The sequence below is a fragment of the Exiguobacterium sp. s46 genome (assembly GCF_018618875.1).
Taxonomy (GTDB): Bacteria; Bacillota; Bacilli; order Exiguobacteriales; family Exiguobacteriaceae; genus Exiguobacterium_A; species Exiguobacterium_A abrahamii.
Genome location: NZ_JACSMY010000002.1, coordinates 242,875 through 256,543, shown reverse-complemented (window position 1 = coordinate 256,543; position 13,669 = coordinate 242,875). Strand labels below are relative to the sequence as shown.

The window sequence follows — 13,669 nt, the reverse complement described above, 5'->3', positions numbered from 1 at the left end:
GAATCGGCTCATTAAATCGTTTGAAATAAACTGTTCGTTGCAAGGGCCGCAGCACTGAGCGCTCCCTGTTTTTCACCCCACGGGACCATCTTGACATCGGTTTCACGTGAAGCAGCGGTCAACGCCGTGTGCTCGACCCGTTCCTTGATTTGATCAACGATCGTAGGTGCGAGCTCGAACATCGGTCCCCCAAGTAAAATCCGGCGTGGATTCAAAAGATGAATCGTATTCAAGACCCCGATTCCGATATATTCCCCCGCCCGTTCATACGCACGAACCGCCTGCTCGTCTCCCTCGTTCAACCGCTTGCGCAAATCAGCAAGCGTCGAGACTTGTGGATCAACGACAGCATAATCCCGTAACAATGCTTTTTCGCCTGCCAACGCTTCAAGACATCCTCGGTTCCCACACGAGCAAATCGGACCATCGAGATCAAGGCGCATATGTCCGACCTCTCCCGTAATATGATGTTGTCCGTCGACAAGCTGTCCGTCGAGCACATAAGCACCCCCGATCCCTTCCCCAGCATAGAGATAGAAGAATTGTTCGACCCCGACGCCTTCACCGAACAATAACTCAAACGAAGCGAGTGCCCGGACATCATTTTCGATGAAGACAGGATAGTCAAAACGTGCTTCGAGTTGTACCTTCAACTCAACGTCATGCAGATGGAATCGTGGAGCAAAAAGAATGACACCTGTCTCCGGATTGACCATCCCGTGGACGGAGATCCCGATTCCGTGAATCGTTCCCCGTCCTTGTGTCTGTGCAATCAAGGTCTCGCATAAGCGACCGATTGCTTCAATCAGTTCTTCATTCGTCTCAAAGCGTCCCACGGCTTCGGACTCATGAATCGTGTTCCCACTTAAATCCGCAACGACACCGATGAACTGATGGCTTGTTGCATCGATACCGATGACGTACTGTTCTGTTGCGACGAGTTCGAGCATGATCGGTTTTCGTCCCCCGTTTGAAACCCCGAGCTCTCGCTCCGTCACGAGTTGTTCTGCAATCAATTCACTGACGATGTTTGATACCGTCGGCTTCGTCAAGTTCGTCCGTTGTGCTAACTCGACCCGCGAAATCGGTTGATGCATCCGGATCAGTCGCAAGACGAGTGCTCGATTATAAGAACGCATCCATTTAGAATTACGCGGTGTTTCTTTCGCCATGTCCCCCTCAACCCCTTTGGTCTGTCTCTTTACTATCTTCGCATATTTTGTAAGGGATTTCACGGTCTCACACAAAAACCGTTCATCTGCTGAACGGTTTTTGTGCACTTTCATGCTTCGTCGTATGGTTGTTCCAAGATCAAGACACGTGAACCGTCCGGATTCTCGGTCAGTTCAATTTCGACGATGGCTTGACCGACCAGCAAAACAATCGGTTGAGACGGATCATTCTCGCGAAAGAAACCGATTTTTCCGTGGTGTACATCCATATAGTCCGCATATAAAAATGTGCCGTTGACGTGTAACTCATCCTTCATGCGATTAAACGTCAGACGTGGAACACCGTACCAGGCTTCCCCATTCAAATAAAGCAACGGACGCTCGCCGACCAATTCATTCATCGCCCGTCGGACCTCGATTGCCCCCGTCGTATCATAATACAATCGATCCTGACCACGTGTCGCGATGACGATCGGATGTTTCTGATACAAGACGACTTCTAAAATTTCATCTGCTTGTTCGACGAAATAACCAGTATCATCCGACTGGGCAAAACTAATCGTATACAATTGCATCCAGGAAACAATATCCGTCACTTGAACCGGTTTATGAAAAAGCGCAGAAACAAGCAGTGTTTCTTGCGGAGTCACAATCAGATTGACGGAGATATCCGCTAAGCGGATCGTCCGGATTTGTGTCGAAGGATACGTATGGTCATAACTCGGAACAAGCATCGCTTCATAGTGATCATCCTTTTCGACCAGTTCAATCGATGGCATGCGTCGATCAAAATCCGCAATTTGAATTCGTTTCATCCGACATCTCCTCTCATCTTCTCGAACAGCCTCACGCATGTTATTACCCAATATCTGGTTTTCGTGCACTCCCCTCAATTCAAAAAACCGGAACGCATGCGTCCCGGTCATTGTAGATACAGATCATATAGTAGATATAGAATGCCTCCGACGATGATTAAAAATGAGAAGATGCCCGCTTTCCCAAAAAAGACGCGATCGACGGTCTCATCTCGTTCGAATCTTTGCTTCGTCATACAGTACCGCTCCCTTTAATAAGCTTGTAGTACTTTATTTAATTCGACATCCACCATCCTATTCCTTGTTATGATCTGTCATTTCGTTCCATTTGCGAAATAAATCAATGTTTCGGTCTCATCTTCTGTCAACGGTCGTCCTGTCTCTTCTGCATATAAGGTCCGCATGTCCTTCAGTCGTCCTCGGGTCGCTTCTGTTACGCGAATGGCTCGACGCAACATGTTGATCTCTTCTTCAAATTCCGACTTCGGCATCGCTTCTCCATGCGACCAGATATAGTAGTCGGCATCTAAACGATCGAGTGTCGTTAGTAAACGCGTCGTCCGTTCGACCGTATAATTCCACTTCGGTGAAAAGATATCGGCATACATCGCGTCGCCTAAGAACACGACACGTTCTTCCGGAATGTAGACGAGTAGACTTCCCGGGGAATGATCGTTTTCGACTTCAATCAACTGACAGTGTACCCCGCCCAAATCAAGATCCAGTTTTCCTTCAAAGCCGATCGTCGGTAAAACGACTTCGATATCACGTGTCGAACCGAACTCGAGCTTGATCGCGTCCGCACAAAACGGAATCTCGATGCCTTGATCCATTCGTTCTTGTAACGCTCCATCTGTCCAAGCGTATGGTTGCATCTCCTTCATTCGTTCGATCGTTTGCTTGGTCGCGATTGACGGCAGACCGAGATGTTTCATCCCAAAAATATGATCCCAGTGCCAGTGGGTCAATGCCAATAAATCAGGTGATCCAAGATTGTGTTTCTTCATTTCTTCTAAGAATAGTGCTGCATGAGCTGACGAGTTTCCCGCATCGATCATCAATTGATGATTTTCCCCACGTACGACGGCGAGAATCGGGCGGTCCGTCTCGCTGACCGGTGTCTGATACCAAATCCGTGAAGTTAGTTGTTTGAAGTGTTGCATGCTCTACCTCCTTATCATCTGCTTTTAGTATACGTCATGACAAAACCGGGTTCATCTAGAAGACGAACCCGGTCTGGTTAGTTATTATTTTTTAGCGTTTGGTCGAAACGGCCACCAGACCCCTTTGCCAAACGATACCATGATCGCTGGAATCAAGAGTGGTAAGACGATCAAACCATACAAGAGTAGACCTGTGATGACGATCGTCGCGATTTGAACGAGACTCAAGACACCAGACGGCATCATCGCTCCGAAGGTTCCTGCGAGGATGATCGCTGCCGTGATGATGACAGACCCCATCTTTTTCATCGACAGGAACATCGCTTCCTTCGTATCGAGTCCCTTGATCGTCTCTTCCCGGAAACGGTCGAGTAGGAAAATCGAGTAGTCGATACCAAGGGCAATCAACATAACGAATCCGAAGAACGGAACGGCCCAACTGATACCGTCATATCCGAGTCCGTTGACGAAGATCAGCTCTGCGATCGACATCGACGTATAATACGTCAGCAATAACGAACCGATCATGAACAACGGCATGATCAACGAACGGAACATGATTGCTAGAATCACGAAGAGACTGATCAGCATGACCGTCACTGTTCGTTTGAAATCGGCTTTCGACGTATCGTTTAAATCACTGTTGACGCTTGAGATACCACCGTATGCAACACTGCTGTCTTCAAACGGTGTACCTTTGATTGTCTTCGCTGTCGTCTCTTTGATCGCAGCGACAGTTTGAATCGCTTCCGGAGAATACGGATCATCTTCGAGGATGACTTCGAACTTCAATCCCGTCTGTTGATCGATCGCGTAACGATCAATTGCTGGTTTAAAGGCTTTATCCGACAGCGTATCTTTTGGAACGAACACACCTGTCCCCCGAATCGATGTCGCTTGTCCCATCTCGGTCAGAAGATCAGAAATGTCTTCAAGACCACTTTCAATTTTCGTCAATCCTGCGTTCGCTTGACCGACACCGTCCGCGAGTTGCGTCAACCCACTTCCAAGTTGACCGGCTTGCGCCCCTTGAGACGCAATCCCACTTGCTGCTTGACTGATGCCGGCTTGAACTTGGCTCAATTGACCAGACAAGGCATTCAACGTTCCAACGGTTTGCGGGATGTTTTGGGTCGATTGTAGACCTTGACCGACGAGCGTCAACTGTTGGTTAATTTGCCCAAGTCCGTCTGCTGCTTGTTGCAACTGACTCGCACCCGCTGAAGCCGCGTCTCCTGCTGGTAGCTGTCCTGTAATCCCATTCAAATTATCTTCCACCGTCGTCAGACCAGACTGAACATCCGTAAGACCAGCGGTAGCTTTCTTCATACCATCAGCAACTTGTTTTAATTGACGATCGACGTAGAAATCATTGATGACTTCGCCTGTCGGACGAGAAATCGAACGAACCGATTTGACCCCGTCAATCTTCACCAGTTCGCGACTGAGTTGTTCCGCATAAGGAACTGTTTTTTCAGTAATCAAATCATCGTCACTCTTCAGGATGACGTTGACCGGGAGCGACTCACCTGCACCAAATCCATCCGAGATCGCATTCAGTCCTTTTACCGTCTCATACTTCGCACCAATCTCATCGACGGTATTAAACGAAAGGTCATCATCATACGTAAAGAGTGTCGGAACCGTGATGATCGCAACGATGATCATCGCAAGCAACGGACGACGAATCGATAATCCACCATACTGTGCCCACAGTTTACTGTCTTGGTGACTCGCCGCCTTCTTCGATGGCCAAAATAGCTTTTCTTTTAATGTTGCCATGAAGAATGGAACAAGTGTAAACAAGACAAGCAAGAGTACGGCAATCCCGACTGCAACAGCGACCGACGATTTAAAGATCGGGAAGTCCGCAAATCCAATCGCCGAGAAGCCGACGAGAACAGCGAGACCACTGATGAGTAACGTACGCCCTGCTGTCTTATACGTGTTGACGATTGCTGTCTCAACGTCGTGTCCTGCCGTCAACTCTTCCTTATACCGGCTCAGGAGCAAAATACAATAGTCCGTCCCAATCCCGAACAGGATGGCAACGAGGAAGATTTGCGTATAGTTCGATACTGGGAAGCCGAACCAATCGACGAAAAAGGCGACGAGTGATTGGCTGATCAGGTACGTAAACCCAACCGCAACGAGTGGGACGAACGGTGTGACGACTGAACGGAAGACGAGCAGAAGCAGTCCGAAAATCAATCCGACCGTAATCAGTTCCGTCCGCTTCAGTCCCTCTTGCGAGCTCGTATTGACGTCATCATTGATTAACGCTTCACCCGTTAGATAAATCGTTTGATCCTTTGGTAAGAGGTCCGTCCGGATTTGTTTTGCCAGTTTGACGATCTCTTCTTGCGAACCGTCGACCGTGATTGGCACGAGAACTGTCTTTTTGTCTTTTGAGACGAGCTGTCCTTCCGTCTCCTTGTTTTCAAACGGATCGAGCACATCCGTAACCGGACGATCAAGTGCTTCTAAATCCTTAACGATTTGCCCGATTGATGTTCGATCGGCATCGCTGACTTTGTCTTTGAGCGGAATGACGAGAGAAATGGTTTCTTCACTTGCCCCCGCTTTTTCTAAAATGTCAGCTGCCCGTTGTGAATCGGCATCATTTGCAAGCTGAATCGCACCTGCTTCTTCTGCTTGTTTAGCCAAGTTTGGTGCCGTAAATAGTAAACCTACTGTGACGATGAGCAATAACGCAAGAATTGCCCAACGCCATTTGACGATTTGTCGCATATCCGATTCTCCTCTTCCTTCGATTCTGTCTTTAGTCGTTCAACTGCAAAATTTCTTTGATCTTCTTAAAGGTTTCGATGAACTGGATGATTTCTTCTTCCTCGACCTTTCCTTCAATCAAATTTTCAAGATACGTATAGATTTCTTGCTCCGCTTCAGTTGCCACTAACCGACCTGATTCCGTCAGTGAGATATACTTCGTCCGGTGGTCGTCTTCTCGTCGTTCGACGATGACGAGACCTTTTTCCGTCAACTTTTTCAGCCGATTCGAGATGGCACTTTTGTGAACACCCTGCACTGCCGCGAGACGCCCAGACGAAATCGGTCCATATTTTCCGACGAGCTTCAACACATGAAGTTGTTCCGGTGAATACATTTGCCAAACGGGTGCTTCGACCGACTTCAACACGCGTTCTGTTCCGTGGATCATGACTTCTTCAAACAGGAGGACTGCTTCACGTAAATTGTCTTTCATTTTTAGTTTACCCCCTAAACTTATGAAGTTAGTTTAGCCCCTCAACTAGAAGTTTGTCAACTCTAAACTGTCACAACTTACCGATGCAGAACATGACCAATTTCTGTATGATAAAGGAAGAGAGGAGCATGCTTATGTTGACTTTGTTTTGGATTGCGTTAGTCATCTGTCTAGTAGGTCTTGTCTTTACGTTACGGATTGCCAAGCAACCAGCAGAAGAAAAGTATGACCACAAAACTTCGGCCAAAAACATGTCTTGGATGTATTTCATTTTTCTTCCGATCATTTTGATTTTATTAGGCATCTTCTATTATTTTTTAACATGACATAAAACAGCACACATCAACCGATGTGTGCTGTTTTATATCACTTCAAGGTTTTCGGACGGACGATATAGATATCGCATTTTGCATAACGGGAGATGTTTTCAGAGACACTCCCGATCATGATGCGTTCCATCGCATTCATCCCGACCGCCCCACAGACGATCAACCCAGCACCGACACGTGGTGCGATGACCTTCGGAATCAATGTTTTTGGAGAGCCATTTTCGATGACCAGTTCAACTGTCTCGACGCCTGCTTCTCGTGCCCGCTTCTCGTAACGATCGAGCAGTCCTTGTGCATATTCCGTGACGTTTTGATCAATGAAACGCTTATTGGCACGTACATTAGCAAATGTCTGAATATCGATGACATGGGCGATGACGAGTTTGGCATGATCGAGTTTGGCGAATTTCACTGCCTTTTCAAAGGCAAGATCTGCCGTCTTTGATCCATCGACTGCCACTAAAATCGTATGATACTGGCTCTCCATCAAGAATCATCCTTTCTGCACGACTCTCTTACAGCATCCGGTCATTTTCATTTTCGAGGGCGCGGTTTTCGTGATCGAGTTTTCGTTCTGCCTCGATCCCTTCTGGTTCTGTCTCCAAAATACTTTTTGGTTCCGGTGCAGGACGTGCTGCTCCTGCTTCGTCTGCTAACAGGACATACTCACCTTGCTGGACACGTAAGACATGTTGACGAATATCCGACTCCGGTAATCCGAGTTCCGTGAAGGCGGTTTGAATTTCCTCAGCCGAAGCCGGTTTGCCTGTAAATCGCTCAAATAGCGTCCGTTTTCCAGAGACGAGTTGCGCTGCTGATTGCCCGCGTAACATCGCCATATCGGTTTTGTCTTGCAACACGACATACAAATCTTCTTCTAGATAACCAGCAAAGTGTAGATCCTCAATTTTTCGAATCAAATCCGTCTCATTTTGATAGACACCAATCCATTGTTTTTTTCCCATGACACACGTCTCCCCCTTTTATAGCAACTATATGAGATATACCCCAAATTCATCTAAAACATGACTAGGATGAAGAAGACTTCGGCGATTGCTGTCGAAAAAGACGTTGCCGTTTATAGAAGACGTAATAGCACAAGAGTAAAACACATACGATTCCGACCCCTGTTACGATTTGTTGCAGAAGAAAGAGGCGATCGTTAAAGTACAATCCAATCAAATACCAGACGAGCGCGAGACCGAATACCCAATCGGAATGAATGACGACAAACAATAGTCCTCCGATAATCGCTACGATGAGTGCAATCGTACTCCATTGCTGTTCGGAAAGACCAAATAGCGAAGTGAACTGAAAATCCGATAAGATCCGAAATGGTAAAATTAACAGCATCGTGCTCATCCAGGCAAGTAATACTGAAAATGGGGAGCGCATCCAAGGCGAGCGCCGAGGATGATACTGAATTTTCATATAGACTAAACAAAGACTGATGAATGAAATCGTAGTCCAGACGAGTTCCCAAGGTGGTCCGGTCATACTACTGACGCCAAGTGTCAGGAGCGATAACTCGAGCCATCCCCCGATGTCTTCAATCAGTTCTCGATCCGCTGGAAAAGCTCGGACCGGTCGAATACACCAAATTAACAACGTCGTGAACACGACACCTGTAATCGCATCAAAAAAAGGTGCTGGAACAAGAGGCAACGCAGGAAGGGTGACCGGATTTGACCAAACGACGCGCGCTAGCAATGCAAAGAGGAATGCTCCTATATTCATAAGGCGTAAAAATGTTAAATACTGCACGTCCCTCTTCACCTCCTCGTTCATTCTGTTATTCAATTCCCCTTGCAAGAGGCAGAAAAACAAAAATGTCGCTTTGTTCTGTTGCCAAATTCCGGTACGATGAAAAGAAAAGGAGGAACGCGAATGGACGCATTTTTATTGCCCTATCAATACAACTTCATTCGGAATCAAGTCGACCTGTTACAACATCAATTCGCTGCCGTTCATGATCCCGATGTTCGTGATGCTGTCCGGTATAGTGCTGCTGAAAAAATATTCGATCTATTGCCCGTACTTACACCAGAACAGGAAGCGCTGTTGACGAACATTCGTGACGCTGAATCCGAACAAGATCTCCTCGCGTATTTAGCACACGTCGAACCATTCGTCCAACCGTTTCCGAGCATTTCTGAATCACGCATCCGTCAGCTCTTCAAAAAAACGAAAAAGTTACATGTTCCGCCACTTCACTCCTTTGAATGGGTTCACACGACGTTTTTAAGCTGGAACGATACCGGAAATCGAAAAAAATACTTCGTCTATCCTTTGGACGGTCAATGGATCGGCGTCGAGGGAACCTATCTGCCATCGATCCAAAAAGGGATCTGTGCGATTTGCCATACGTATAGTGACATCACGCTCGTAACCGCAACGACACGTCGTTCAGCTGAACAGCATCAGACGATTGGTCATCATATGTGTATCGACAGCGATGCATGTAATCAAGCTGTGACGAATCCAGAAGTCATTGAAACGTTCTTAGCACGCACGCAAAAGAAATGATCGGCATCAAAAAAACACGTTCGTATGACTGATCCACTTGAATCAGTATACGAACGTGTTTTAATGACATGACTTCATTTATATCTTTGTTACCGTCGAATCATGCATACAAAATTGATTCTTCCCGCGACGTTTCGCCTCATACATCGCTAGGTCTGCTTGCTCGATCAAGTCCGATCGAGAAGCTGCATGCGCCGGATAGATCGCTCCACCGATGCTCGCTGTTACGGGAAGTGGAATGATGCCATGGTGAAACGGCTGTTGGAACAAGGAAACAAGATGTTCTCCACACTGCACCACTTCTGCTTCTTGTTCAACGTCAAATAATAAGACGACAAACTCATCTCCGCCTTGTCTTGAAATGACTGTATTGGGCGGCAGTTTCTTTTGTAAGCGTGTCGTGACATCGACGATGAGTTGATCTCCGACACGATGTCCATACGTATCGTTAATCTCTTTGAAGTGATCGATGTCAATAAAGAACAACCCAACCTGCCCGTCAGTCGCTTCCGCTCGGTACAAGGCGTCTTGGAACAGTCGCGCAAACAGATATCGATTCGGTAACCCTGTTAAGGCATCGTGATATGCCATGTGTCGCATCTCCTCCATGGCAGTTGCTAATGCTTCCGTTCGCTCTTCCACCTTCGCTTCGAGATTTTCGCGCAATCGTTGATTGTCAACAACAATCCGGATTTGACGGGAAATCAACAACGGAATCGCAATCATTAACCCAATCGTCAAACCGTTCCAACTAATCGTTTGTCGTGCCATCGTCACGAATAGAATCAATAAGAATAAGTAAGGAGTGATCAAACGTAAGACATCGATCCATCTCCGTGTAACGTCAAGAGGTACGAGAGATTCCTCAGCATCAAAGCGATACGCGGCAAGCCCGACAATCAGGACAGTCGCTAACCATAACGGATCGAGCCAACTCGAAGGAAATGGATAATCAAATCGTTCGAGTACCACGTATAATAGATCAGCGAGTAACTGAAAATGAAATGCGAGTAGAATCAATAATAACGAGCCGCCATTGCCACGCTTCATCAAACCAAAGAATAAGACAATCATTCCACCGAGCAACAATAAATCACCGATCGGATAACGAAGCCATAAAAGCGTTTCAATCGTCAACAAGGCATTTGCTTCTAAATAAGGCGTCACTAAGTAGTGCCACGAAAGAGATCCTGCAACGACTAAAATGATGAACTCATCGAACAAAAAGACCCGCAAATTGACTTCTTGTCGTCGATTACGCAGGAAATAACCGAAAGCAATGATATAGATCAAGATTTGAAGACTGAAGATCAAGTCGATCCAATCAAACGGTTCCGTTCGTGTACGTCCTTGCAGGAAGTATAGGAGCTGTCCACATTCGCCGATACCAAGCATCGCATTAGCGAATAATAATAGAAGAAATAAGCGGTAAGTAAAAGGGCGTCTTGCCTGGCGTCGCTGTGCCCGCCAAATCAAATAGAGGGAGATCGTTACACCACCGATCGTGAACAAGCTGTTAACGACTTGTCCAATTGCCGTATCCGTGCCCACATACGTCACCCAGCCGATATGAAACAGTAACCAGCCTATAACGATTCCCAGCCATTTCTCATACATGACGATTCCCCCTTTCCTTTTTTAACCATAGTTCGTTTGTCCTATAGGTATATCGGTTCAGGATTGCTGTTTATTCACTCTTTTTTTATTTTATTGAAATCTTTTTTTCGCACGATTACTCATTTTAAAAACAACCAAAAACCGTGTTCACACCTAAGCGGTCTGAACACGGTTTAACTGGAACGTATCACGTTTTCTTTAACTAGAACGTCGATTTTTTTCTGTCGACTCAATGGATTCACTTAGACTGAGCGGTAACACGATGATGAATCGACTACCTTTGCCGACTTCAGATTCGACATGGATGATGCCTTCGTGTTCTTTGACGATTTCCTTACAAATCGATAAACCGAGTCCCGTTCCACCGATTCGACGTGTATCCGAGTTATCGACACGATAGAATTTATCAAACAAGTGAGCAAAGGCATGATGCGGAATCCCAATTCCTTCATCCTTCACTTCAATGATGGCTTGATCGTCTTTCGTATCAATCCAGACATCTATGCGCCCACCATCTGGAGAATACTTGATCGCATTGTTGATCAAGTTACTCATTAATTGTTTAATCCGGTCTTCATCTCCTAAAATGAATGGACGATCCGGGCTGAGCAACTGCAAATGGAGATCGTGCTGTTCACTTGAAGCGTCATACAAGGACATCACTTGTTCAGTTAGGGTAAACAAATCGAGATGTGCCATTTGGTACAACTGTCCACCTGACTGCATTCGCTGAACGTCTAAGAAGTCCGTGACGAGGTTCGATAACCGTTCCGTCTCGTTATGGATCGTCGCTAGATATTTCTGCTGTTTTGAGTCATCGATCTTTCGATTCAGCATCAACTCTGTAAAACCATAAATAGATGAGAGTGGTGTTCGTAACTCATGCGATACGGTCGAGACGAGTTCTGTTTTGAGACGATCGGCTTCTGTTTCCCGGGTAATATCCCGTAAGACGAGGATGATTCCCTTCCATCCTCCGACAACATCAATACGTTCCGCGTAGACTTCGAGATGAGCGGTGTTGTTTCGAATATCAAATCGGACCTTGTCCGGTGAAATCTCACCAGAACGAATCAAATCTAGATACGTATTAAAGGCTTCGACGTCATCCACCAACTGACGCATTACATTGATGACGTACTCACTCGACGGTAACGTTCGATCTACCGTAAATTCCGATTGTAGTTCTGGAATTAACTCAAACAACGGACGGTTGACGTATAATTCTCCATTTCCATCCTCAAGATAAATGATTGCTTCTCGGATTGAGTCCAACACTTGCTCGGTCTTTTCTTTTTCTTGACGCATCCCTTCGTAAGAACGCGTTCGTAGGAGCGATAACGTCATCTGTTGCGCGAACTCGCGAATATCCGTTAACTGCTGTCCTTTATAGGCAGATTTATAACGAACCAGATAGATGGCTGCAATCAATTCATGCGTTTCTGGATCTTCGATAGGAATCGTCACTTCATACGTGCTAAATGAATATGGATAGTCTTTTTGACGCGTCACCCGTTTTTCCGATTGGACGAATTTCATCTCCCGAACCGATCGATTGATGACGGACATCTCATCTTTCAAAAGAACTTTTAAATAATCCATCGTCATCCCATTCGTCGTCGCACCCATGAACTGTCCTTCTTCATAGAGCAATAGGGCACCGTACTCCGAAGAGGTGATATCGATCATCTTTTGAACGATTGCCGGGTACGATTCGACGGTTTCACGAACAGCAAGCGCCTCGGTCAATTCGCTACGCAATCGGAGCTTTTCCTCATTCTTTTTCGTTGTTTGATACGCTTCTTCGAGTTCTTCTTGTTGCGCTTGCAGTTCTTCTTGTTGCGCGAGCAACTCTTCACTTTGCGCCTGCAACTCTTCGTTTTTGCCCTGCATCGCATCCGTATGGGCATTTGTCGTCACGACCATCCGATTAAAGGCTGCGCGCAACAATCCGATTTCGTCTGGTCGCTGCTCGGCAGCTTTATCAATCTTAATCGGTTCTTTCCGAGCGAGCTTCTGATTATCATCGATTAAGCGTAGTAATTGTCGTGTCATCCGGCGAAGGAACGGGTGCACGAATAAGAGAATGAAGGCGATGAGCACAACAATACTGGAGATCCAAATCCATTGTGATTTTGCGACCTCACTTCGTAATTCTCCGACAGCCGTTTCTTGTTGTTTGCTGAGATTCGTCCGGTATTCCTCAAGTGCTGCAGATGCTTTTTCAATATCTGGCGTAATATCAATCGAACCATCGGCAGTTGGCTTTAATCGCCCTTGATCAACAAGACGCTCGGCAATCGGCAAAGAAAACAGACTATCCCCCTGTAAGAAGTCCTCATTGATCCGATTCGCCTTTTTTTCATTAACGTAAGACTGGGTCAACGGGAACAAGGCATCATAGTATAACTCATATAAATTCGTCATTTGCGCTGCGAATTCTTCTTCTTCATCCGTTTTTGCGTTTCGCATGAACCAATCCGTCTCACTTTTGATATCTGTTCGGAGCGCCTGAATCTCATCAAACCGTTCTTGGTTACCAAAAATGACGAATCCTCGCAATCCAAACTGGACGGTTTGCCAATTGTCCCACAAATCATTGGCCCGGCGATTTTGTTCACTGATCGTCTCGAGATTCTGTTTTGATGTTTCGATTCGTCCTTCCATATAGTCATAGACAAAGAACGAAGTAATCGATACTACGATCAGTACCGCATAAAAAACAGTCAGCAACTGCCGACCGATTCGTCGCCGAATCCAATTCACCATGAATGTATCCTCCTCATCATTCATCGAATGATGCTTTTTCATTTGTTTCTTT

The 13,669-nt window shown here is 46.2% G+C and carries 13 protein-coding genes; 2 read left to right on the top strand and 11 right to left on the bottom strand.

The window, feature by feature from the left end; all coding sequences use genetic code 11:
- Nucleotides 1-11 precede the first annotated feature (11 nt).
- From KNQ08_RS12840 to KNQ08_RS12820, 6 genes are all read right to left on the bottom strand, one after another.
- Entirely contained in the window at nt 12-1,172 is a 1,161-nt protein-coding gene (locus KNQ08_RS12840; RefSeq protein WP_087681911.1) for an ROK family transcriptional regulator, read from the bottom strand.
- Between the two features lie 110 nt (nt 1,173-1,282).
- Entirely contained in the window at nt 1,283-1,987 is a 705-nt protein-coding gene (locus tag KNQ08_RS12835) for a hypothetical protein (protein WP_133208326.1), read from the bottom strand.
- Between the two features lie 107 nt (nt 1,988-2,094).
- A complete protein-coding gene (locus KNQ08_RS16995) occupies nt 2,095-2,223 on the bottom strand; it encodes a hypothetical protein (protein WP_268026775.1) in 129 nt (42 codons plus the stop codon).
- Between the two features lie 78 nt (nt 2,224-2,301).
- Complete coding sequence (locus KNQ08_RS12830) at nt 2,302-3,150, bottom strand: MBL fold metallo-hydrolase (RefSeq protein WP_214806055.1); 849 nt, start codon at nt 3,148-3,150, stop codon at nt 2,302-2,304.
- A gap of 84 nt (nt 3,151-3,234) precedes the next feature.
- Nucleotides 3,235-5,901, bottom strand: a complete 2,667-nt coding sequence (locus KNQ08_RS12825; protein ID WP_214806053.1) for an MMPL family transporter — start codon at nt 5,899-5,901, stop codon at nt 3,235-3,237.
- A gap of 31 nt (nt 5,902-5,932) precedes the next feature.
- Nucleotides 5,933-6,376 carry a MarR family transcriptional regulator gene (locus KNQ08_RS12820; protein ID WP_029343331.1) on the bottom strand — a complete coding sequence of 148 codons (444 nt, stop codon included), beginning with the start codon at nt 6,374-6,376 and terminating at the stop codon, nt 5,933-5,935.
- 128 nt (nt 6,377-6,504) lie between these two features.
- Here KNQ08_RS12820 and KNQ08_RS12815 point away from each other — a divergent pair, with 128 nt between their 5' ends.
- Complete coding sequence (locus tag KNQ08_RS12815) at nt 6,505-6,702, top strand: hypothetical protein (protein ID WP_023466956.1); 198 nt, start codon at nt 6,505-6,507, stop codon at nt 6,700-6,702.
- Nucleotides 6,703-6,742: 40 nt separating this feature from the next.
- On the opposite strand, the gene KNQ08_RS12810 is transcribed toward KNQ08_RS12815, so the two are convergent.
- From KNQ08_RS12810 to KNQ08_RS12800, 3 genes are all read right to left on the bottom strand, one after another.
- Entirely contained in the window at nt 6,743-7,192 is a 450-nt protein-coding gene (locus KNQ08_RS12810; RefSeq protein ID WP_023466954.1) for a universal stress protein, read from the bottom strand.
- 28 nt (nt 7,193-7,220) lie between these two features.
- Nucleotides 7,221-7,670 carry a general stress protein gene (locus KNQ08_RS12805; protein WP_050678937.1) on the bottom strand — a complete coding sequence of 150 codons (450 nt, stop codon included), beginning with the start codon at nt 7,668-7,670 and terminating at the stop codon, nt 7,221-7,223.
- 64 nt (nt 7,671-7,734) lie between these two features.
- On the bottom strand, nt 7,735-8,442 hold the full coding sequence (locus KNQ08_RS12800; RefSeq protein WP_214806051.1) for a hypothetical protein: 708 nt from the start codon (nt 8,440-8,442) through the stop codon (nt 7,735-7,737).
- A 150-nt stretch (nt 8,443-8,592) separates the two neighbouring features.
- Here KNQ08_RS12800 and KNQ08_RS12795 point away from each other — a divergent pair, with 150 nt between their 5' ends.
- Nucleotides 8,593-9,231, top strand: coding sequence for a FusB/FusC family EF-G-binding protein (locus KNQ08_RS12795; protein WP_064300586.1), 639 nt, complete (start codon nt 8,593-8,595; stop codon nt 9,229-9,231).
- A gap of 78 nt (nt 9,232-9,309) precedes the next feature.
- Here KNQ08_RS12795 and KNQ08_RS12790 read toward each other — a convergent pair whose 3' ends face one another.
- Both KNQ08_RS12790 and KNQ08_RS12785 read right to left on the bottom strand, forming a co-directional pair.
- Nucleotides 9,310-10,848, bottom strand: a complete 1,539-nt coding sequence (locus tag KNQ08_RS12790; RefSeq protein ID WP_214806049.1) for a GGDEF domain-containing protein — start codon at nt 10,846-10,848, stop codon at nt 9,310-9,312.
- A gap of 198 nt (nt 10,849-11,046) precedes the next feature.
- A complete protein-coding gene (locus KNQ08_RS12785) occupies nt 11,047-13,617 on the bottom strand; it encodes a HAMP domain-containing sensor histidine kinase (protein ID WP_214724996.1) in 2,571 nt (856 codons plus the stop codon).
- Nucleotides 13,618-13,669 lie beyond the last annotated feature (52 nt).